The sequence below is a fragment of the Saprospiraceae bacterium genome, from assembly GCA_016709995.1.
Taxonomy (GTDB): domain Bacteria; phylum Bacteroidota; class Bacteroidia; order Chitinophagales; family Saprospiraceae; genus JADJLQ01.
Window position 1 is genome coordinate 510,012 of record JADJLQ010000002.1, and the last position, 23,442, is coordinate 533,453.

Sequence of the window (23,442 nt, forward strand, 5' to 3'; positions counted from 1 at the left end):
TAGTTCAAATTAATAATAGAATGTCATTCACTGAAAATAAATGGATATCGGTCATAGTTTTTTTATTCATGGGCAAGTTGAATGCACAGGTAACTGGTGGTTTTAATTTTAACTGGAGCATCCTCTCTACTTTGCCGCCTGCTGCTGGTGAAAAAGATCAACCAGGCGTAGCAGGACCGGTATCGGGTATAGCAGGAAAACATCTTATCGTCGCTGGTGGTGCCAATTTTCCGGATGGTATGCCCTGGACAGGTGGAAAAAAAGTATACCGGGATGACTACTTCGTGATGAAGAAAAAAAACAAATCTTATACTTGGATTTCGCAGAAAACTTCCCGCCTTCAAAATAAAATAGCCTATAGTGCGTGTATCACTACTCCCAAAGGAATTGTATCCATAGGCGGTGAAAATGAATATGGCCTCAGCAAGGAAGTATTCCTGCTACATTGGGATGTTAAAGACCGTACCCTATTGCAAGATCCTTTGCCTGGCATACCGGTACCTACTACCAATGGATGTGCTACGAGGAAGGGCAACCTTATATATTTTGCTGGTGGCGAAACCAGGGACGCAGTATCGAATCAATTTATGGCGCTGGATCTGCTTCATCAAGATCAGGGTTGGCAGCTATTGCCACCATTGCCCCACGCCAGCTCTCATGCTGCCTTAATCTATCAGTCCCAAAAGATTTATTTGATCGGAGGACGAAAAAAAACAAACTCCGGCATCAGTGAATTATATGAAGAAGTATACGAATACAATGCGGCCCAGGCAGCATGGACTATAAGAAGCTCATTGCCTTATGCACTTTCAGCCGGGAGTGCCATAGCTTTTGGGTCTGATCAGATCTTGTTGTTTGGTGGTGACCAGGGTACTACTTTTCACCAGGTAGAACTCGCTCTGGCAGCTATCCAACAAACTACAGATGAGTCGTTAAAAAAGAATTGATCATCAAAAAAAACCACTTGCTTTCTACCCATCCTGGTTTTGATCGCAGTATATTATTCTATGATACCCGAAGTAATATTTGGACACAGGCGGGTATCATGCCTTATGAGACTCCGGTCACGACCCCGGTATATAAATGGGGACGAAGTATTATATTGCCTTGCGGTGAGATCAAAGCGGGTATACGATCTCCACGCATCATTGCTATGAAACCAGTACCTACATCATGAATTATTCAAAAAACTATCCCTGGGTAGCCGTAGGACTATTATGGATGGTCGCTTTACTTAATTATCTCGACCGCCAGATGTTGGCCACGATGAAGCCAGCTATGCAGATCGATATTGAGGAGTTACAATCCGCGACTAATTTTGGATATCTCATGGCAGTTTTTCTGTGGATCTATGGACTCATGAGCCCTGTGTCCGGGATCATTGCTGATCGGCTCAATAAAAAGTGGTTGATCATAGGAAGCTTATTTGTATGGTCTTTGGTGACCCTATTGATGGGATTTGCCCAGACTTATAATCAACTGTATGCTTTAAGAGCGTTGATGGGCATCAGCGAAGCGCTTTACATACCTGCTGGACTGGCACTGATCGCGGGATTGCATGGGGATAAGACAAGGTCTTTGGCGATTGGTCTCCATATGACAGGTCTGTATCTGGGCCAGGCTTTGGGCGGCTTTGGCGCTACCATCGCTGCTTCTTTTTCCTGGCAGACTACCTTTCAAACCTTTGGTTTGGTAGGAGTGGTTTATGCCATGGTTTTGGTTTTGTTTTTAAAAAATGATGCTGAGCCAACTCCAGTTACGACTTTGACCAGACTTCCAAGATGGACCGATGTGTTCGGAGGAGTATCTATCCTGGTCGTAAATATTTCCTTTTGGATCATCCTGTTTTGTTTTACTATTCCCAGCTTGCCGGGATGGGCTATAAAAAACTGGCTGCCTACTCTTTTCTCTGAAAACCTGCACATAGACATGACGCTTGCAGGACCTTACTCTACGATCACAACGGCAGGGTCTTCATTATTAGGAGTGATCTTTGGAGGTTTGCTGGCAGATCGATGGTCTCAGACAAATCTTAGAGGCAGGATATATACCAGTGCTATAGGCCTTGGCTTGACGATTCCAGCATTAATACTGATTGGATCTGGACATACTTTGATCCATATCATCGGAGCAGCATTTTGTTTTGGATTTGGTTTCGGGATGTTTGATGCTAATAACATGCCGATCATCTGCCAGTTTGTAGCTGCAAGGCACCGGGCTACTGCGTATGGTCTGATGAATATGACAGGCATATTTGCAGGGGCTGTCATCACTAATGTCCTGGGCAGGTCTACTGATGCGGGTACGTTGGGATCCAGTTTTGCGGTTTTGGCTGCTTTCGTTTTGATAGCCATTTCATTGCAACTAATTTTCCTTCGTCCCTCGACGAATAATTATCAACTAAAATGATTGTTATGCTCTTCATTCAAAATTAAAGATTAACTGCCATCATATGCACTATAGTTTATCTGCATTATCAGGACTACAGCGTTTTTACAATGATCGATTATTAAATGACACGATTCCATTTTGGTTTCCACGATCGTACGATGAAAAACATAAAGGATATCTATTGATGCGGGATGCAGATGGAAGTCTCCTCGATGATGACAAGGCTGTATGGATCCAGGGTAGGGCGAGCTGGATGCTATCCACGCTATTCAATACGGTGGAATCCAAACCAGAATGGTTACAGGGTGCGCGAATAGGTCTTGATTTTTTGGACCAATATTGTTTTGACCATGACGGACAAATGTTTTTCCATATGACGAGGGAAGGGAAACCGCTTCGCAAAAGGAGGTATTTTTTCTCGGAGACCTTTTACACGATAGCGGCAGCAGCTTATGCTCATGCCAGCAGCTCAGAAGAATATACCTCATCAGCCAGGAAATCATTCACCGAATGCCTTGCATATGCCAATGGTGAAAAAAAATTAATTGCCAAATATACAGATACCAGGCCTTCCAAGGGGATAGGAGTCCCCATGATCATGATCAATACAGCGCAGCAAATAAGGTCTACCATCGGGGATGACCGATGCGACTCCTGGATTATGAAATGGATCGATGAGATTGAAAGGGATTTTATCAAAGATGAGCTAGGTTGCGTTATGGAGCAGGTGGCTCCAGATGGCAGCATCATAGATCATATCGATGGTCGTACGCTCAATCCGGGTCATGCCATCGAAGGTGCCTGGTTTATCCTGCATGAAGCGAGGTATAGAAACAATGATCCCAGATTGATCAGACTTGGGTGTCGCATGTTAGACTATATGTGGGCACGAGGATGGGACCAGGAGTATGGTGGTATTTTTTATTTCAGGGATGTACATCACCGACCAGTACAGGAATATTGGCAGGATATGAAATTTTGGTGGCCTCACAATGAAGCGATCATAGCGACTCTCCTGGCCTACTTGATGACTGGTGATGAAAAATACGCGCAATGGCACCAGTCAGTTCATGCGTATGCTTATCAACATTTTCATGATACCCAATATGGTGAATGGTACGGTTACTTACATCGGGATGGAAGCATCGCACAGCCAGCCAAAGGCAATTTATTTAAAGGTCCCTTTCATTTACCCAGGCAGGAGTGGTATTGTAGTCAAGTTTTGAAAGAATGGTTGGTAGATAAAGCAAACCTCTGAAGTGTAATAGCGAAGAGCGGCCCAGGCTATTTTTTGACAAATTCGCGCACTTTCTCCACGATCAGTAGATCCCCTGCATCATCTTCTAACCTGTACAAATCTTTGAGCAAAGATTTGTTTTTACGGATACTGATGAGGGTACTGTATTTCATGACCTTTGATTGAGCCAGGATTTCAGGATATTTGGTTTTAAGATAACTGATAGTGTTCAACCTTTTTTTGCTATATTTTTTGTCTTTCATAACCAAAAACAAAAAATCAATGCCCCGGAATTTTTCTAGGATCGAATCCAGTTTTTGATTCCTGTCCAAATCCTTTCTCAGGGTGTCTGATACCATGATTTCTCCTTCCTTATTAAACACAGTGATAGACTTAGGAGTGATCTCATACATCATCAGTATGCCGCCAAAAGAAAGCGTAGAATATGAATTGATTTTGAATACACCCGGGTCATACAGATCTTTGGCCCGCTTGCCTGACCTCGAATTGGTTTCTTCCAATAAGCCATGTTGACTGATCATCACATAGGATTGATTGGCCAGTTCCAGCGAGGTATCACTGATGTCATGAGCTGCATAAATTACGATATGAGTCCACTCTTTGGTAGCCCGCAAGTTCATTTGATATTTTTCCCACTTGGTTTGAATGATCTCAAACGGAGGTGCGAGTAGTTCCCCAATACCACAGTTGCCATTGGAACCAAACACATACAGTTTTAAGGGTTTCTTTGTGACGGAAGAAACAATCTTATCCTGAAACCGATAAGTGGTATCCCGGCTGGCGCTGAAATTAAATCTATAAGCACGCAATCTCTCCATGGGTTTCAACAGCTTTTGAGATATTCCTTCGAATGCCCTGTTGGAAGAATTGACCAGGTTGAGGATATTTTTATCAGAAATTTTTTGATTCCCGGTGCTTTTTTGATTGCTGCTGACTTTTGCCTCAACAGCAGCTAAAGATGGATCTTCCGATTGATCAGGCCGATACTCCATAAAATTACAGGAATACCATAGATAATCCCTGTGAAACTGAGGAGTTTGTACTGCGATAACCCGCTGGGCAGCTGTCTGGGTACTGGTAATTGCGCAAAGGATAAGCAATACTGCAATCCCGCAAAAGTGTGGTCTTGACATGAAATTAATTAACGCTGAATTTGAAGTCATGGTTGCTCTGTTTTCATTTCGGTTTAGCACTGAAAATTCTAGAAATTTACATAAATCATTCAAATTTTTGACATCCCTGATAAATTAAGAATGAAGCTCTTGTATTCATACCGAATTTATTACCTTGTTATTCCTGAATTTTTTTAGGGACTCTGAGACAAGATCTTTACAATGCTAATTGGCTAAATTACTTATATGAAATACCTCTGTGTGCTGATATGGAGTATGCCTTTGTTGGTTTTGGGCCAATTGAGTTTGGATCCTATATTCTCAGATCATATGGTATTTCAACAAGGTCAGAAAATTACTGTTTGGGGAAAGGCAATACCGGGCATGACGATAGCTGGTATGATGCAACACGATCAGCAAAGCACATTCGTCCAACCAGATTCCAGCTGGCTACTCCACTTTGCCAGCTTAACCGCCAGTGCCAGACCATATTCAATCACGATCAGCACTCAAGGTCAGTCTATACAAATGAATGATATCCTCATAGGTGATCTTTGGTTATGTTTAGGTCAGTCCAATATGGAATGGCCTATGGTCAAAGAACTGCATTACAAGGAGGCAGTCTCTATGAGCGACCAACCACTACTTCGATTTTACAATCCGGATTATACCGGTAAAGGGATTTACAATACTCCATTCAACGATTCTATCATCCAAAGACTACAAAAAGGCCCTTTTTATCACGGAGTTTGGCAAGTCAGCGACAGCAACACAATCAAACAGATGAGTGCTGTGGCCTATTATTTTGGAAAAGAATTATTGTTAGATCAGGGCATTCCCATTGGTTTGATTCAATTGTCCATTGGCGGTGCTCCTTTGGAGACATTGATAGATCGGGAAGTGATGAAAGCTGCACCACAATTTACCAGTAAAATAAAAGCTGATTGGCTCCACAATCCATCCCTGCCGGTATGGATCAAAGAACGTGCAGTGCAAAATTTAGGAGATGTCAATCCCCTTGGTGCGGATAATGATTTAGCACATCCATTTGCCCCTGGATTTGCTTTTGACCGGGGGCTAAAATCATTTGTGCCTTTACCTATCAAAGGAGTGATTTTCTATCAGGGAGAAAGCAATGCCCAGGAGCAGGATCGGGTAGCAGAGTATGCAGATTTATTTAAACTAATGGTTCGGGATTATAGGCGACAGTGGCATCAGCCCAGCTTGCCGTTTTATTATGTTCAACTTTCATCGATAGATACGACCAGGTATAAAAGCCAATGCTGGCCGGCATTCAGAGAGGAGCAAAGAAAAATATTATCTACCGTCGATCATACAGGGATGGCGGTGTCAAGCGATGTTGGAGCTAAAGATGATGTACATCCCACTGATAAAAAAACCGTAGGACACCGCCTGGCATTGCAGGCTTTAAAAAACAGTTATCATAAAAGAATAGTGGCTGATGGCCCGTTGGTAAAAAAAGCCAAATACCATCGTGGAAAAACGACGATTACCTTCCACTATCCCATACGGGTATTGGCTACTTCAGATCAGAAGCCCTTGCGTGGGTTTTCAATCGATCCTCACAAAGAAACTACAGCCCTTATCCATCATCGCAAGGTGATCATACCGGGCATGTCCAAACCTGACTATATCTATTATGCCTGGCAGCCATATTCTACCGCTAACCTGACGAATGATCTTGGCTTGCCGGCTTCCACTTTTAAAATTAAAGTAAAATGAAAAAATTGTGTTTTGCCTTTTTTCTGACCACCGTGGTGGGCGTTTTTGTATCTGCCCAGGTTGATAAGATGCCGATTTTTATCTCAGGTACCGAAGGCCATAAAACGTATCGAATCCCGGCGATTATTCAAACTCCCTCTGGTCACTTGTTGGCTTTTTGCGAGGGAAGGGTGACGGGAGGCGGCGACTTCGGAGATATCAATATTGTACTCAAAAGAAGTATAGATGGAGGTAAAACATGGATGGCGATGCAGACCGTGGTGGATTATGATCGCCTCCAGGCGGGCAATCCTGCCCCGGTAGTCGACCTGACCGATCCTGCCTATCCAAAGGGTCGAATCTTTTTGTTTTATAATACAGGCAATAATCATGAAGGCGAAGTCAGAAAAGGCAATGGACTACGGGAAGTTTGGTATAAAACCTCCACGGATCAGGGTGCAACCTGGAGTGATGCGATCAATATCACTCAACAAGTCCACAGACCCAATCAACCCACCATCAACCCGGATTATCATTTTGCTGAAGATTGGAGAAGCTATGCCAATACTCCAGGTCATGCCATGCAGATGGTATCGGGTAAATATAAAGGGCGCTTATACGTGGCAGCCAATCATTCGGCTGGAGCCCCAAAACCAAAATTTGAAGATTATCAGGCGCATGGATTTTATTCGGATGATCACGGTAAAACCTTTCTACTGAGTGAGTCTATCCCGACTCCGGGCAGCAATGAGTCTACGGCAGCTCAACTCAGCCACGATGGACTGATGATCAACGCCAGAAATCAGCAAGGGGATATTCGATCGCGGATCGTAGCGCTCAGCCGGGATGGAGGCCTGCACTGGGATCATATCTATTTTGATAGTCAACTCCCGGATCCGGTCTGTGAAGGATCTATTCTAAACCTGGGAGTGAAAAAAGGAAAACAGGTGCTGGCTTTTACCAATGCAGCGGATGAAAAAAGACGGGACCGACTGACCTTACGTATCAGTATGGACGAGGGTAAAACCTGGACCAAAAAAAGATTGTTGGATCAGGCACCGGACGAAGCCATTAAGGACTTTACGGCCTACTCCGATATAGTGAAAATGGATAAAAAGCATATAGGCGTATTATATGAAAGAGATGGCTATAAGCAGATTGTGTTTACAGTGGTAGACTGGAAAAAACTTTGATGAAATATTAGGAATGGTTATATAACAGAAGATAGAAATCAATTGACGACAAGTAAGATTAAGCTACAAACTTGACTTCGATGGGTCATGTTTTTTAAAAGAACAGAAAAGGTAATTTTGTTTTGTCTGAAAAGGTGTGATGTGGTCCACGGTGATACACTTTATTTTGCTAAACTCATTTTTGAAGGTGTTGGATAAGGTGTCTGCACTATATTTTTTGATACGGAGTCCACTGCATTGATCAGGTCCTGTTTCAGAAAATGTGCCCAGGACCAAATAACTTTTCACCGAATTGGCAGTTAGGTCGAGGTATGCTTTGATCTGGTCTGGGGAAGTGAGAAAATGAAAAGCTGCCCGGTCATGCCACAAATCGTATGCTCTATCAGCCTTAAAATCCAATACATCACTTACAAGCCAATTGACAGTTTTAGCTTTTTCACCTAACCTTATTTTAGCTTTTTCAAGAGCTTCCGCAGATATATCCAGTACCGTTAAATTGCTAAAGCCTTCTAAAATCAGGTGATCTACTAACTTGCTGTCACCGGCTCCTACATCTATTATACTGGCTGTCTTGTCAAGATTAAAGCTATGGATAAATTCCAAAGAGGTATAAGGAACTTCCTGGGTCCAACCTACCTCTGCAGCAGTTTTGGTCTTGTAAATTGTATCCCAATGATTTTGTGCCTCATACATCATACAAATGTACTGATCTTAGTAAAGGTATATCTGGGAATCATCATGCAATATGCCTGCACGATCACTTTGACTCTTCCAGTTTTTTGAGCATCGTCACAGCATTCTCATTTTTCGGATCCAGCTTAAGTGACTTTTGATAATTTATTTTTGCGAGGTCAAAGTCTTTATTCTTCATGAGTGCTTCGGCATAACTATCATATGTGTTGCCACTTTTTGGATAAAGCAAGGTATTGAGTTTAAATACCTCCAGCGCTAATTTGTTATAACCGTTTCCTAGGAGTTCATATCCTTGCCCATTTATATTTCTCTCTTCAATGGCAACATCTTTGGGATTGGATTTTATCAGTGCCTGGTAGGCTATGTAAGCGGAATCAAACTGACCTGACTCCAGGTATTCAAATGGGATCTTTTCATGGGCAAGCATCGAGACATAGCTTGATTCGATAGCTCCACTTTTCGGATTCAAGAAGGTTAGTTCCATTTTTTTTGATTGCAGGTTGGATTTGATTTTTATAGGTTTATCCTCTTCATGGATAATAAAGGTAGTGTCAGATATTTTAAACAGCTCCGAAGGTTTGCCTTCCAGTGTTTTTAAAAAAACCTTGTCTCCATCAGCATAAATCTTAATCAGTTTTTCATTTCCTTTATGATAGCGACCGGATATTTGCTGTATGGTCTGCGGACTAAGATCCATTTTTTTGTAGACAGGGAGATATTGGTTCCAATTATAAGTTAAGGCTACCGCATCGATCAGCTCATCTATAAATTCAGGTTGATTAGCATTGGTCAATATTATTACACCATAACCTTTATCTCTATGAGCCACCATCTGACTCGAGAAACCCTCATCCCAGCCTCCATGTCCAAAATAGACTTCGTCTTTTCTTTTATCAATAAAGATGCCTAAACCAATATAGTCAGTGACAAATGGAGTGAGCATATGATCAACCATGTTTTGTGTATGGACCACAGTACTTTTATGATTATAGGTCCGTTGGATATCAATAGCAAACAAGGCAAGGTCTTTGGCGGTAGTCCATAAGCCTGCTGCTGCCATCTCAGGATAGGTATGTCTCTTACCTTTGGTCATAGATCCATCAGGCAGATAACCGGTAGCTGCATGGGCCAACCAGGCATCTGATAAGGGTTGATCATAAGTGCTATGCATCATACCTAGCGGCTCTAATACCAGGTCGTGAGCGATAGACGGAAAGGGGCGGCCTTCAATATCGATCATCGCCTGCTGCATGATGCTGATCCCACCACCGGAATACCTAAAGCTTTCTCCTGGTGTTTTGTCTACCCGTATAGCCGGAGAGTTGGCGGGAGGCAGACCATCGAGCACTTGTACAAGGCCAGGGACCGGCAGATCAGGGCTATAGCCTAAAAATCCATGTACTGTGGTACCTCCGGTATGGCTTAAAAGATGCCTGAGCGTAACTTTTTTTGTCCTGGTGAATTCATTGTCCGGTAACTTCCAGGATTTTAAATAATCATTGATATTAGAGTCCAGTGATATCTTGTTTTGTGCTACCAGTTTTAGTGCTGCATAGGCGGCTACAGGCTTACTGATAGACCCTGCCTGGAACAAGGTATTGGTATCCACAGGTGTTTTATCCTCCCGATCCATGACTCCGTAGGTCTTGATCCAATCAATCTTGAAGTTATTGATCACGGCCAGGCTGACACCCGGAACGCCATAATGCGCCATTCGGTCCTCTATGGAGAAAGTAGAGTCTCCTTCAATGTATACCGGATACTTAGGAAGTCCTGATTCCACCTGAATGATTTGATCAGCGATTGATTCAGGTGCTTTCGCAGGTGAGCAGGCTTGTAAGATAAGGATGGTCAATAAAATCAGATGGTTGGTTTTCATAGAATTAAATGATAAGTATAATGAATCAAAATCTAAAGATAAGAACTTAAGATGGTTGGATTTTGTCGACTACTTCAAAGCGAAAACTACTTACTCAGGGACCCAATGAAACTCTTTAATCCTTAAATGGATTTTTCATCATATTGACCGGGTAAGGTAACCAAACTTTGTACCTCGAATCGGCTGTCCACGTATTCCCTGCAGATGAATAATCGCATAACAAAATCGTCTCATCACCGTCATTTATTTCAAGATTGGTGCCTTTGCGCATCTTAGTACTGTAGCTCATCCACATACCTTCAGGTTGGGTAGGTACAGGTAATAAATCCACAAATCCATCCTGGTTCATCACCAAACCTACTTCATCTACATAGCCATCGTGAAACCTGGAATCGCGGGCCAGCACAATTGGGCCTCGCAAGACAGCGGCGTGAAACTCACTGTCTGCCAATCTCCCCCTCATATCAAAGTTCACTACGATGTGATCACCCCTACGCCATTTTCTGGTGATGGGCAGATATTGCCCGGGAATTACTTGCTCCACAATGATTTCATTCACCTTTACAGTAGTCAATTTGCTCCATGATGGAATCCGAATATACACGGTAAATGAAGCTTCTGTGTCGGGGATAATTTTTATTTCGGTTGATGCTGTTACCGGATAGTTGGTAGACTGCTCTATTTGTACATCTACTCGATCATTTACAGATACCCTGGAGTGGAGATTAGCAAATAGATTGATATACACCCCATCAGAGCTACTTTGCACGGCAAACTTTGGTATCAGCATCATGCCGCGCGGACCATTGGCAGTACAACAATTGATATTCATACCACACTGGTCTTCTCCTAGACTTCTGATGCCTTCCATGGGGCTATATTTTGAAAAAGAGGAAGCATCCGGGGTGATGGATGAAAGCAAAGCATTGTACGCAGATTGTTCTATCGCGTCGGCATAGAGTGGGTCTCCCGTGGTCTGGAGCAGACTCAAACACAACTTCATCCAGGTCACCGTCACACAAGTTTCCATAGTATGATACGTAGGCAAGGTTTGCCTAGCTGCACCATGATACCAGCACTCAAAAGAAGAGCCGGATCCCGCGATATTTATTTCTGTCAATAAAATATTTTTTACTGAATTTTCTACAGCTTTTAGATAGGAGGGTTCTTTGGTGACTCGATACAGTTCGAGCAGCCCCTCGTAGCATGACATCATCTCATAAGCCTTACTACCATTGTCCCAGCTCCACCAGGATTTTGGCATTGGAAATCGCTGAGCGACCGGTATATCGTTTAAAGCTTTTGAGATCAGTTGTGGGCCCCTTGGTGTCTCCCATTGATCCACGATGTAAGTAGCGAAGTCAAGATATTTTCTATCGCCGGTACGATTATACAAAAGCACCATCGGCTCTAAAATGGAGCTACTGGGCATGCCCCGAAAATTGCCGGTTTCAACGATATTTTTTTTCAATGGACCTATTTCAGTCATCAAATGATCAGCAAGTTTTCTGGCAGCCTGCAAGGTGTTTTTGTCTTTTGTCAAATCAAAATAGCTCAGCAGTCCCAGCAGCACATATTTTCGACCCCATATATCCCATTGTTGTAAATGGGCTGCGTCAGCATAGTTGCCGATATACCCATCTGGCATTTGTGTTTGGAGTAATTTTTTTACAGCTAAATCTATTTTTTCTTTTAAAGCAACAGTGGGTTGGTATTGATAAGTGGAGATCGCCGAGGTGATCCATTTACCCCAAAACTCGGTTTGCCACCAACGGGTTTCGTTTTTGTAATTAAATGGTTCGATCAGCTCGTCCACGGATTGTTCGACGATTCGATTTTGAATGCACCAGTCAATTTTATTACCCAGGTGGCCACCGATATCGATTTTGTCGAGCGAGATATAATTCAACGAATCGCCGAATGATCTACCAATACATTTTTGATTAATACCAGCAAGAACAGAGATTAGCATTAAAAAATTAAACCGGAATGTCATATATATTGAATGTTTGATATTGATTGTGCCTAAGGCCATCGCGAATTAATCCCCCAAATCAGAGAAACCCAACTACCTGATCTCAAAACCATCGGCATCTCTTCCTACGGGGAATATCTTACGGTGGTCAGTCAACAATGATTTATCCAGGACCTTGGTTTGTATTATTTCCTCATTGCCCAAATGCAGGAGAACCTCACCATATGAATTGATCAATTGGCTGTCACCCTGGTATTCCAGTCCAAGATCATCTATCCCTACCCGATTGAGTGTGGCGACATAACATTGGTTTTCGATGGCACGGGCCAGAGCGAGTGATTTCCACGCGCGCGCGCGCGAAGCGGGCCAATTGGCCACGTACACAGCCAGGTCATAATCCCAACCCGTCGTATCGCTGTAACGATTTCTGGCCCATACCGGGAATCTCAAATCATAACATACAAATGGCCTGATCTTCCATCCCTTCCACTCAAATATCAGCGCTTGTGCTCCGCGCGTATAGGTCTGATCTTCGTCGGCCATACTAAAGGTGTGTCGTTTATCATAATGTCCGATCACACCCTGAGGACCGGCTACCACCAATCGATTAAAATAATTTTCATTGGCTTTGATGATGAGGCTGCCTATGACCAGCGCATTTTTTGCTTTTGCTTTTGCTAGCATCCATAATATAGTGTTACCATCCATGGACTCCGCCAGGGCGGGTGCATGCATACTAAAGCCGGTACTAAACATCTCCGGCAATAGGATGATGTCTGTTGGAATTAAAATGCGATCTATCAAAGACCCCAGATGATCCAGGTTAGCTGATTTATCCTCCCAATGGATAGACGATTGAATAAAACTTAAACTCAGATCCTGCATAATATCTCAGCGGCTTTTTCGAGGGTTTCATCTTTTTTGCCAAAACAAAATCGCAGCACATGATGATCTGTACCATCCTGGTAAAAAGCGGAGACAGGTATAGTGGCTACTTTGTATTCTTTGGTCAGGCGTATGGCCAGCTCGTGATCCGCTTCGTCGGTAATGCGCTCGTAAGTAGCACATTGGAAATACGATCCTCTCGAAGGCAATAACGTAAACCTGCTGTCTTTGATCATATTGCGAAAATTATTGCGCTTGGCTTCGAAGAAGGCACTCAATCCCAGGTAAGCTTCTTTGTGGTCCAGATAGGCAGCCAATGCATGTTGCATCGGTGTGGAGGTAGAAAAAGCAATAAACTGGTATACTTTGCGGATTTCTTTCATCAGAGCCGCAGGAGCCAGTACATACCCTACTCTCCAACCAGTCGTATGAAATGTTTTACCAAACGATGCGACCATAATACTTTGCTCAGACAAGGTAGGATAGGCCGAGATCGATTGGTGTTGTTCATGATCAAAGATGATGTGTTCGTAGACTTCATCGCTCAATACGATGATGTCAGTACCTGATACTATTTTTTCTAATGCAAGGATATCAGCGCTGGTCAATATACTTCCGGTAGGATTGTGCGGAGTATTGATCATAATCATCCGGGTCCTGGCGTTGATAAGTGACTTGACTTCTTCCCAATCGATATGATATCCCGGAAATTTCATTTTATATCGAACAGGAGTAGCTCCGGCCATAATGATAGAAGGGATATAACTGTCATAACACGGCTCCAGTACGATGACCTCTTCGCCGGCATGTACCAGCGCATTGATCGCTGCATACAAGCCTGCAGTGGCACCGGGTACCACCGTCACTTCTGTCATAGGGTCATACCACCGCCCATAGAGTTCCTGTGTTTTGATGGCTATTTTTTCCCGAAGGGACATTACACCTGGCATAGGGGCATATTGGTTGAAACCTTCGGACATGGCCTTGGTGACCAGCGTGATCAGATCGGAGTCAGCGTCAAAATCAGGAAAACCCTGCGCGATATTATAAGCGCCTACCTCTGTAGCCAGACCACTCATCTTAGTAAAAATATTGGTGCCTACAAGGGGAAGTTTGGATTCAGGAAAATGCATGCTGACGAATAAAAATGTATTGGGTAAAAATAGTGATTCTTTGAGTAACCTCTTTAAATAGATCAATTTATTAACCCCTTGATATGGAACTCTTGTAAAAATGCAGACAGGTAATTTTTGAGTGATGCCAATAAGCCATTCCTGACCATTACCCTAATATCTTTACTTATCTTTGAAACCACGATATGCGAAGCATTCTATTACAAGTAGCTGTCACGCTGGATGGTTTTATCGAAGGCCCTCATGGGGAAATAGATTGGTGTTTTACAGACCAGGATTATGGCATGAGCGATTTTCTTCAACGGATTGATACCATCTTTATGGGTAGGAAAACCTTTGATATGATGCAATCTATGCCCACCCCTCAGGATGATCCATTTACAGCTCAGATAGCTCATGTCCATCAGTTTGTATTCAGCCAAAGCCTGGATGCTGTCGATCAACCTGGGACCCGCTTGATCACTGGCGATACCATCACCTGGATCAAGAATTATATGCAGACTCCGGGCAAAGATATCTGGTTGTTTGGAGGTGCATCGTTTACCAATAGCCTGGTGCAGGCTGGGTTGGTACACGAAATTATATTGGCAGTCCATCCTATCTTATTGGGTGCTGGCAAATCCTTCTTAAGTCACGCTGCACGGGTACCTCTCCATTTGCTCAGTGCTCAGTCTTATGATTCAGGATTGGTGATGATGAGATATCAGGTGGTTTAGCCTTTTGAATGCTCCGTGCCTAATTGTGCCTCACATTTGGCCCTATCAAACTCTCCTTCATTATTGGCGATCCATATAGTCGCTACGCCATTGCCGATAAAATTGGTGATCGCCCGGGCTTCAGACATAAATCGATCTACGCCGAGTAACAAGGCAAGGCCCTCTATGGGTATGGTCTTGACAGCAGTCAGGGTAGAGGCCAACACTATAAAGCCACTGCCTGTGACGCCGGCAGCCCCTTTGGAAGTGATCATCAAGATGCCGGTGATGGTGAGCATTTCTGTATAGCTCAAATGGACTTTGTATACCTGAGCCAGGAAGATGACAGCCATAGAGAGATAGATCGTAGTGCCATCCAGATTAAAAGAATAGCCGGTAGGTACTACCAACCCTACTACCGGTTTGGAGCATCCCATACGCTCCAGTTTTTCCATGAGATTGGGCAGGCCAGCCTCAGAGGAGGAGGTCCCAAGGACGATGAGTAATTCTTCTTTGATATACTTTAAAAATCTCCATAGACTTACTTGATAATATTTAAGGATGTAACGAAGCACCATAAAAATGAACAGAACCATGGTGCAATAGACGGTGAGCATGAGCTTGCCCAATGGTAATAATGCATGGATGCCATACTTACCTATCGTATAGGCCATTCCCCCAAATGCACCGATCGGGGCGAATAACATCACGCGAAATAACCACTTAAAAACCCACTTGGATATTGGCTCAAGAAATTTTACTATTTTTTCTTTGGCTTCTATTTTATTAATTACGATACCGGATACGATGGCCAATATCAATATTTGGATCGTCGAATTGTCTTTTAAAAAATGTGACCAGCTAAAACCTGCAGCCTGCTGTGCATACTTCGTCACATCTCCTCCTGCACTATTGGGTATCACACCATCTCCTGGACGAATTACATTGGCCACCACTATGCCGATCAATAAAGCAGCGGTAGTCACCACTTCAAAATAGATCAGCGCTTTGGCCCCAACGGTGCCTACCTTTTTAAGATCACCCATATTCACAATACCCAAAGTGATAGTGAGGAAGATGATTGGATTGATAAAAAGTTTGACTACAGATATAAATCCGCTTCCAAGAAATTCGCTGAGCGTTTTGCCTAATTTAAGTTCCTGTCCCAAAAAATGTCCTTTCCACTCCTGCTTCAATACCGGTTGAAGGACCCATTCCGGGAAAAAATGACCCAATAAGACTCCCAGAGTAATAGAGAGGAGTACCCAGAATGTAAGATTGGTAAAAAGCCGTTTCATCGATACGGGTAAATATAATGAGTATTTATAACAGCCAGTCCCTATGACATGAGAATATATTGAATGCTCCAGGTTCAAATGATCTATATTTGCTGCTCAAATTTCAAGCATATGCAATGGATCGACTATGTGGGCTTATTCGGAGCATTTTTATCCTCAGTCACTTTCATCCCACAAGTGTATAAAGCCTGGCAATCCAGATCTACCGGCGATCTCTCCTATTGGATGCTCTTTATATTGATCGGCAATGTGAGTACCTGGCTATTTTATGGCATTGTAAAAAAAGATTTGGCGATCATCATTGCCAATTGTATCATATTATTCTTAGCCATGGTGCTGTTGTATTTCAAGATTTCATTCAAAAAATAATCTTTACTTTTTAATTTTTTGCAAGATGGAGGCTTATCCACCCACCCCAATTATTTTAACTGGGCAGTATGTCACACTCGAACCCTTAAATCATACTCATGCTGAGGGTCTTGAAGCAGCAGCCTCAGATGGTAAACTCTGGAATCTATGGTTTACGAGTGTGCCGCGCCCAGAGAAAGTCCATGAATTTATCGAGACAGCTCTGGCTGAACAACTAGCCGGCAAGAGTATACCTTTTGTGGTGAGAAGATCCGAGGACGAAGCCATCGTAGGCAGTACCAGATACATGAATATAGAGCAGGTGGTGAGACGACTAGAGATCGGCCATACCTGGTATGCTGCCTCTGCACAACGTACCCCGATCAATACTGAGTGTAAATTATTATTGCTTCGACATGCATTTGAGTCTTTGGCATGTGTGGCCGTAGAGTTTCGTACGCATCGGTTTAATGAGGCTTCTCGCCGGGCCATCCTGCGGTTAGGTGCGGTGCAAGATGGCATATTGAGAAATCATCGGATAGGAGCTGATGGTACGCTTAGAGATACAGTAGTGTTTAGCATATTGCAATCTGAATGGCCTGCCGTGAAAATGAATTTGAATTTTAAATTGAGTCAGTATTTGGAGAGATAGCTTGCTCGGCTTTGATTCCGTTTTTGATTGCCACAGAGAAGCTCGGAGAAGTACAGAGGAGCTTGGAAAATTTTGTAAGAATTTACTCTGCTTCGCCCTGTTGTGTTTAATTTGGGAGATTCGGGAGTAAGACACAATTTTTGATCCCCCAAATTATATACTGTAAATGCGTATAATAATTCACTTCTAACAAAGTGCAAGAACAAGTACAGCGCACTATTGGAGCCTCTTTTTGGGACTATGATGTTGAAATGTGAATAAACCTGTTGATAAGGGCATAGAATCCCCTTGTTGCCCAAAAAGCATGCAAATATTATTCTATGCAGCTTGTTGTAAGCTAATATTCTTTGGTATTTTATCGATGACCCGGCAGAGATTAGCTATATGGACCCCAAAGAAAACGCAAAGCTTCTCGGTTTGTGCAGTGCGGGCCATAATACGCCTGAGTCCATAGTGATTCTTTTCTGTGCCAAAGCTTCCTTCCATTCGAGTAGATCTGTCTTTCGCCAATAATTTTTGCATTTTACTTCTTTGATCTTCTGAAGTGCCTGCCTTGCCTTTTCGAACAAAAGAAGTATGAATGTTTTCCTTTGAGCAATAAGATCTGTTTTTATTGGTAGCGTAAATAGCATCAGCCCCTACATGGGTACATTTACCTGTATACTTTCGAACTAGAAATATTGCGCTTGTAAGCCTGGTACATTCATTGAATGCTTCATAGCTGAAGTGCTCAATGAAATTTAATCCATCGATTTGAACCATATGTACTTTGGCGCCAAATTCTACCGGTTTATTTTCTTTTCCTCTCACGATAGGGTGTACGTATGATTTATGTATACTGACTATTCTATTTTTGAACTTATCGTCCCCCTCAAACAAATGTTCTTGTTGTAAATACACTTCATGTACAGCCAAATATCGTTTCTTGTAAGACGGATCAAGGTCATGTATCGCTATTCCTTGATTTGTCAACACTGCTTCGTGAAGGTGAAGTAGCTTATTCAATAAATACAACAAACTCCGCTTCCTCTTCCTGGCCATTTTATATGTCTTTTTACGACTTTTTTGATAAGCTAAATACTTTGTTTTTTGCTCTTTAAATTTCATGCGAGGTTGAGGAATACCCAAAGTTCCATACCACCATACTAGTTTTTTATGCATCCATTCGCAGCACTCCCATAATAGTTTTACATCTGTTGGATATCGCAAATTACTTTCATAAGCTGTCGCATCCATATGTGCTATATGGGGATGAATCATGTACGGCTTCCAGCTCTTGGCAAATATCTCTTGAATTTTTTGATATCCTTCTGCTTCCAATATTTTTGCTAACTCACATCTAATCGTACTTACTACTTTAAAGTTAGTGATGCTTTCTTTTGGCCTTAATAATACGCCGCAAAACATTTGCAATTTCCAGTCACTATTCAATCGATTGATCAAATCCTGATCACTACAATTGCAATAATTCTTTAAAAACATCAGTGCCACTTTTCCCCTTATATCGAACATCGAGGCAGGGCCTTTCTTTCTCCTTCTACTTAGTTTCGATATTGTTCGAACAATTTCTGACCAGGGTATTGCGGCGTATATCTTCCCTAATTCACTTCTCCTAAAAGTTTCTTCGTATTCTGCCATTTGATCCTGATTACTTAAAAATGGCAGTTGGGAAATATTATTCCGTATCTCGATTAACTTTGTCATACAATTTAAATTTCTTTTACCCCGAATTTACACTTAAAGTAGTGTTTTCGGGGTTTTTATATGACTTTTTTTTGTAATATATGCTTAGCCTTCAGCTATTTACGGTTCTCCCGAATCTCCCTAATTTTTGTGGAAGTTAATGACAAGAAATCAGGATATCAGCGACATCCACCCATCCACTCTTCATACATAGTAAAAAATGTAGGGACGATATCATCAGCCAGGCTGCAGGTAGAATTAAATAATGCCGCAATGCCGATGTGAAGCCGGGGATCTATCGCTATCTCGGCACGGTACTCATTCGCAAAGCCTCCATGATAGTATTTATAATGGTCACCATAGTCGAGTACCCGCATACCTCTGGCATAATAAGTATCTTTTACTCCAGGCCAAAAATTATAATAGCGTCGGTCTTCAGTGGTTTTAATCTGTGGCTGAAAAAGACTATCAATCGCTGATCGTGGCAGGATAGCCGGATAGTCTCCAATCAATAATTTCAGCCACAAGCTCATGTCTGTGATGGAAGCATTGATGCCTCCAGCTGAAATCGTGTTATAATATTTTTGTGAAACCTCTATTGGGTAATGTACCTGTTGGTTATAATCCAGCCGATGTGGTAAAGCTATATTTGGCGTTTTGCACATTGCTTCATAACTAAAACATAGATCAGGCATACAGAGGTTTGCTTTTATCTCCTGGGCATACAAGTCGGTAATAGATCGTTGAGTGGCATTTTCTAATATGGGCTCTATCAATGCATAAGAAGCATTTTGATAGGCATACATTTCACCGGGGGGGGCCAGATTTCGAATGTTTTTAAACAAAGGTAGGATCGCTGACAGGGAGTAACCTTTCTCCACCAGGTTGGTATAACTGTGATAAGGAAATCCGGCCGACTGTGACAATAGATTATTGATAGTCACCTTGCCGGTATATGCAGAATCAGATAATTCGAACTCAGGTAAATATCGGTGCACCGGATCTGCAAAACTCAATAGCCCTTTTCTTACTTCAATATCGGTCAAAACTGCTCCAAAGCTTTTACTTACACTGGCCAGTCTGAATAAGGTATGAACATCCACTGTATCGCAGCTCAAGGTAGATCGTACTCCATATCCTTTGATCGAGCGTACCATGGAATCTGATATGATAGTCACTGCAGCCCCGGGACAATCGCATGCATGCATTTTTTGACTCACATATTGTTCAAAAAGGATGGCAAAGGTATCACCAGGTGCTTCGATGGCCTGCTGATCTAAGTATTGGCTGAGATTGTTTGATCTGATTGGTTCACAGGAAGCAAAAGTGAACAGTAACATCCCGGCCAGATAAATAATAAATGATTTTATCAACAATGAACTAATAGATGCAAAAAATAATTTAGCCAGGATGTTTTGCTTTTTAATTTAGTTCATTAAGATCAAATTCTTCGGAGAGTATTCTTGATTGTTTCATCAGGTTTTGATCAATCACGTGGAGAGAATCATATGCTGCACAGTTCATTTCGATACCTATCTGAGCAGGTTTGAAGAAATCCATGTCTTTTACCCAATTTGTCCTTGGATCAGACTCAACCCGTTTCATAAAATCGGCAAATATCGGCTTGGCCATGGCACTACCCTGACCCAAAGCCAAGGATCGAAATCTGATCCAGGGCAGATCTCCACCAACCCAGGTTCCGACGACCAGGTTAGGCGTGATACCCATATACCAACCATCTTTATAGCTGTTGGTAGTACCCGTTTTGCCACCATGTATCGTTTTGACAGAACCATCTCGTACGGGGGAAGCTTTCTTGAGCATATCGACCATCACATAGTTTACTCCAGAAGGCAAGGCTTTTGATTCTTCGATTTTGGACTGATAGATCACCTTGCCATTTTTATCTTCTATGCTGCTAATAAAATAAGGTTTGATATATTTTCCATCGTTGGCGAAAGTGGTATAGGCACCCGTCATCTCCATCACCGTGAGGTCAGAAGAACCAAGGCAGATAGATGGTTGACGGGGTACTCGAAACTCACCATCACTTCTGCGTCGGGAGCTGTCTATACCCATGGCATTGACCAGACCACAGACGATCTCTGCATTGCCGAGCTCTTTCATCAGGTAGACGGACACGGAGTTGACAGAATTAGCCAAGCCTTGATAGAGGGAAAGTGCCCTGCCTGAAAAATTTCCTTCTGCATTGTGAGGTGACCAGGCAGAAATCAATTTAAAATTGCCATCACCCGGGGAGATAGTGTAAGGTCTGTCTATCACCTGAAGACAAGGAGATATCGCTTTAAATCCTATGGCAGTAGCATAAATAAATGGTTTAAAAGTAGATCCTACCTGACGATCTGCTGTGATATGATCGTACTTAAAATACTTATGATCGATACCGCCTACCCAGGTCTTGATTTTGCCAGTGCCGGGTTCGATCGCCATAGTCCCCGTCTGTAAGATCATCTGCATATATCGAATACTATCGAGTGGTGTCATCGAAGTATCTTTCAAATGAGATGGTGAGTAATCAAAGATTTTCATACGCACGCGCGCATTAAACTGTTTTTCAGATTCAGAGAGTAGTTTTTTCCAGGCGGTATTGGTTTGTAGCCAAAGTGGATCCTTCATTATCTTGAGGTACTTCGCGGCCCGATCTTCACTCAGTATCTTTTGTTTGATATAATCATTTAGTTTTCCGGTTTTACCCTGTTCTTCTACTATGCGGAGGATATCATTGTCCGTAAGGACGATATCAAATTTGGTATCTACCGAGTCAAGGATATCCCCCATAAATTTATCTCTCATTACTAAAAAACGATCGCTTTCCCTGATCAGGCTTTGCAATTTATATCGTCTTATTTCTTTTTGACGATCATCGGCATCATAAGTCCAGGGATCCATGCCTTTCCATACAGTAAATAATTGTTTTTGGAGCTTTGGCATATGGGTCCATACAGCTTCTTCAGCGAGCTCTTGCAGGACAGGGTCTATGGTAGTGAATACTTTGAGTCCATCTTTATAGATATCATAGTTGGTTCCATCAGGCTTTTTAAATTCGTCTTGTTTCAATAGATCCTGCAACCATTTACTCAACTCGACTATAAAATAAGGAGCATTGCCTTCTGATACATCCCTTCGTTTAAAAGAAGATGCATCCAATGGAATTTTCTGCAAAGAATCTTTTGTAGCGGCATCCACAAAGCCAGCTGTATGCAGTCTACTGATGACCAGGTTTCTGCGGGTTTCCGAATTTTTGGGAAATCGTTTTGGATTGTATCTTACGGGATTGGACAACATACCTACGAGGGTAGCAGCCTGTTCGATTTTAAGCGAATCTTGTTCAGAGTTAAAATAAGTCTCACTGGCTGCGCGAATACCATAAGAATCATTGAGGAAATCAACCTGATTGAGGTACATGGCGATGATCTCTTCTTTAGTGTAACTGCGCTCCAGTTTGGTAGCGGTGATCCATTCTTTAAACTTGATTAAAAACAGGGAAACCTTTTTTTGGATGAAATTCATTCCTCTAAAGTCTCTGTTTGAATATAATAATTTGGCAAGTTGCTGCGTAATGGTACTTCCTCCTCCGGCACCTGACTGACCCATTAACACTGTTCGTACGAGTACTCGTCCCAAGGCTTCAAAATCGATCCCTGTATGGTTTCTAAATCGAGTGTCTTCTGTAGAAAGTAATGCCTGCACCAGATAGGGTGACAGATCTTTAAAGTCAACCCCTACACGGTTTTGTATAAATAGGCGACTCATCTCCTTCTGATCATTGTAATAGACGACAGTAGCGTAGTCATAATCAGGGTTTTCAAGTTCATCAAATGTGGGAAGATCCTGGAAAGAAAGGAAGATAAAAAACAATATCATAAAACACACGCCAGCCAGCACCAGGCCCCACATCCAACGTGCGATTTTGTACCTGCCAGGACTGATAGGTCGTCCAGAAGGATTGGTGATGGTTAAAAGTTTACTCCAGAGCTTATTCATATGAATATTGTAAAACTCAAAATATTGCTATTTATTGAGTCAGGAAGTGCAAATTTCATAAAAATGTGTGACTTTATGGGTCCGTTGTGAAATCATTTGGAAGCTTACCGGGCCAGATGTTCGCAAGCTGAAATAAAAAGTATTTTTTAATGTCTTACCATTACCTTTGAAGATCAGACTTGAAAACCTTTCAAGCTATATTGGCCCTGGTACTTTTAACGATCATCCTGGCTCCGCCGATGATCGAGAGTACACATTCATGGACTCATGCCTATGAAATTGGTTGCCATGATACCCATTCCAGTCACTGCCATAAGATAGAGCACCAGTGTTTTGTGTGTGATCTGTTCTATACTACGCCGTATGTGATAGAGGACAAGTTATTCTGGATCCATGAACCGACTTGGTTTGCTAACGGGCAGGTGTGTCATGAAGCTTTAATCCCGATAGTTGTTTCCATTCAGCTCAAGCTTCGGGGACCTCCTGAATCCAGGGTGTAGAATAGCTTATTTCATTGGTC

The 23,442-nt window shown here is 42.4% G+C and carries 20 protein-coding genes; 10 read left to right on the forward strand and 10 right to left on the reverse strand.

The window, feature by feature from the left end; genetic code table 11:
- The first annotated feature begins 20 nt into the window (after positions 1–20).
- Genes IPJ09_16545 through IPJ09_16560 form a run of 4 tightly spaced genes read left to right on the forward strand, consistent with a single transcriptional unit; the run spans position 21 to position 3,649 of the window.
- Entirely contained in the window at positions 21–947 is a 927-nt protein-coding gene (locus tag IPJ09_16545) for a hypothetical protein (protein ID MBK7373015.1), read from the forward strand.
- Entirely contained in the window at positions 944–1,177 is a 234-nt protein-coding gene (locus IPJ09_16550) for a hypothetical protein (GenBank protein ID MBK7373016.1), read from the forward strand. Before IPJ09_16545 ends, IPJ09_16550 begins: the two co-directional genes overlap by 4 nt.
- Positions 1,174–2,409: an MFS transporter gene (locus IPJ09_16555; protein ID MBK7373017.1), complete on the forward strand. Its 1,236-nt coding sequence runs from the start codon at positions 1,174–1,176 to the stop codon at positions 2,407–2,409. The genes IPJ09_16550 and IPJ09_16555 overlap by 4 nt, the downstream gene beginning before the upstream one ends.
- A gap of 43 nt (positions 2,410–2,452) precedes the next feature.
- Positions 2,453–3,649, forward strand: a complete 1,197-nt coding sequence (locus IPJ09_16560) for an AGE family epimerase/isomerase (protein ID MBK7373018.1) — start codon at positions 2,453–2,455, stop codon at positions 3,647–3,649.
- Positions 3,650–3,675: 26 nt separating this feature from the next.
- On the opposite strand, the gene IPJ09_16565 is transcribed toward IPJ09_16560, so the two are convergent.
- Positions 3,676–4,782: a hypothetical protein gene (locus IPJ09_16565; protein ID MBK7373019.1), complete on the reverse strand. Its 1,107-nt coding sequence runs from the start codon at positions 4,780–4,782 to the stop codon at positions 3,676–3,678.
- A gap of 225 nt (positions 4,783–5,007) precedes the next feature.
- On the opposite strand from IPJ09_16565, the gene IPJ09_16570 reads away from it, so the two are divergent.
- Together IPJ09_16570 and IPJ09_16575 are read left to right on the forward strand one after the other, a co-directional pair.
- Positions 5,008–6,504 carry a sialate O-acetylesterase gene (locus IPJ09_16570; GenBank protein ID MBK7373020.1) on the forward strand — a complete coding sequence of 499 codons (1,497 nt, stop codon included), beginning with the start codon at positions 5,008–5,010 and terminating at the stop codon, positions 6,502–6,504.
- Positions 6,501–7,676: an exo-alpha-sialidase gene (locus tag IPJ09_16575; protein MBK7373021.1), complete on the forward strand. Its 1,176-nt coding sequence runs from the start codon at positions 6,501–6,503 to the stop codon at positions 7,674–7,676. Before IPJ09_16570 ends, IPJ09_16575 begins: the two co-directional genes overlap by 4 nt.
- A 63-nt stretch (positions 7,677–7,739) precedes the next feature.
- On the opposite strand, the gene IPJ09_16580 is transcribed toward IPJ09_16575, so the two are convergent.
- The 5 genes from IPJ09_16580 to IPJ09_16600 form a co-directional block, all read right to left on the reverse strand.
- On the reverse strand, positions 7,740–8,372 hold the full coding sequence (locus tag IPJ09_16580) for a class I SAM-dependent methyltransferase (protein ID MBK7373022.1): 633 nt from the start codon (positions 8,370–8,372) through the stop codon (positions 7,740–7,742).
- A 61-nt stretch (positions 8,373–8,433) separates the two neighbouring features.
- Positions 8,434–10,248, reverse strand: coding sequence for a serine hydrolase (locus IPJ09_16585; GenBank protein MBK7373023.1), 1,815 nt, complete (start codon positions 10,246–10,248; stop codon positions 8,434–8,436).
- Between the two features lie 115 nt (positions 10,249–10,363).
- The gene (locus IPJ09_16590; GenBank protein MBK7373024.1) at positions 10,364–12,220 is read right to left on the reverse strand and encodes a glycoside hydrolase family 127 protein; all 1,857 of its coding nucleotides are present in this window, start codon (positions 12,218–12,220) and stop codon (positions 10,364–10,366) included.
- Positions 12,221–12,316: 96 nt separating this feature from the next.
- Complete coding sequence (locus IPJ09_16595) at positions 12,317–13,108, reverse strand: amidohydrolase (protein MBK7373025.1); 792 nt, start codon at positions 13,106–13,108, stop codon at positions 12,317–12,319.
- A complete protein-coding gene (locus IPJ09_16600; GenBank protein MBK7373026.1) occupies positions 13,096–14,241 on the reverse strand; it encodes a methionine aminotransferase in 1,146 nt (381 codons plus the stop codon). Before IPJ09_16600 ends, IPJ09_16595 begins: the two co-directional genes overlap by 13 nt.
- Positions 14,242–14,426: 185 nt before the next feature.
- Between IPJ09_16600 and IPJ09_16605 the strand changes: the two genes are divergently transcribed.
- The gene (locus tag IPJ09_16605) at positions 14,427–14,957 is read left to right on the forward strand and encodes a dihydrofolate reductase (GenBank protein MBK7373027.1); all 531 of its coding nucleotides are present in this window, start codon (positions 14,427–14,429) and stop codon (positions 14,955–14,957) included.
- On the opposite strand, the gene IPJ09_16610 is transcribed toward IPJ09_16605, so the two are convergent.
- Positions 14,954–16,234: a cation:dicarboxylase symporter family transporter gene (locus tag IPJ09_16610; GenBank protein ID MBK7373028.1), complete on the reverse strand. Its 1,281-nt coding sequence runs from the start codon at positions 16,232–16,234 to the stop codon at positions 14,954–14,956. The two genes, IPJ09_16605 and IPJ09_16610, sit on opposite strands and share 4 nt — an antisense overlap.
- Before the next feature lie 111 nt (positions 16,235–16,345).
- On the opposite strand from IPJ09_16610, the gene IPJ09_16615 reads away from it, so the two are divergent.
- A complete protein-coding gene (locus IPJ09_16615) occupies positions 16,346–16,603 on the forward strand; it encodes a SemiSWEET transporter (protein ID MBK7373029.1) in 258 nt (85 codons plus the stop codon).
- A gap of 25 nt (positions 16,604–16,628) precedes the next feature.
- Positions 16,629–17,234: a GNAT family N-acetyltransferase gene (locus IPJ09_16620; GenBank protein ID MBK7373030.1), complete on the forward strand. Its 606-nt coding sequence runs from the start codon at positions 16,629–16,631 to the stop codon at positions 17,232–17,234.
- 318 nt (positions 17,235–17,552) lie between these two features.
- Here the strand turns inward: IPJ09_16620 and IPJ09_16625 are convergent, their stop codons facing one another.
- From IPJ09_16625 to IPJ09_16635, 3 genes are all read right to left on the reverse strand, one after another.
- Positions 17,553–18,938, reverse strand: a complete 1,386-nt coding sequence (locus IPJ09_16625) for a transposase (GenBank protein ID MBK7373031.1) — start codon at positions 18,936–18,938, stop codon at positions 17,553–17,555.
- Positions 18,939–19,096: 158 nt separating this feature from the next.
- Complete coding sequence (locus IPJ09_16630; protein MBK7373032.1) at positions 19,097–20,257, reverse strand: beta-lactamase family protein; 1,161 nt, start codon at positions 20,255–20,257, stop codon at positions 19,097–19,099.
- 82 nt (positions 20,258–20,339) lie between these two features.
- A complete protein-coding gene (locus IPJ09_16635) occupies positions 20,340–22,922 on the reverse strand; it encodes a transglycosylase domain-containing protein (protein MBK7373033.1) in 2,583 nt (860 codons plus the stop codon).
- 179 nt (positions 22,923–23,101) lie between these two features.
- On the opposite strand from IPJ09_16635, the gene IPJ09_16640 reads away from it, so the two are divergent.
- On the forward strand, positions 23,102–23,422 hold the full coding sequence (locus IPJ09_16640; protein MBK7373034.1) for a hypothetical protein: 321 nt from the start codon (positions 23,102–23,104) through the stop codon (positions 23,420–23,422).
- The last annotated feature ends 20 nt before the right edge of the window (positions 23,423–23,442 follow it).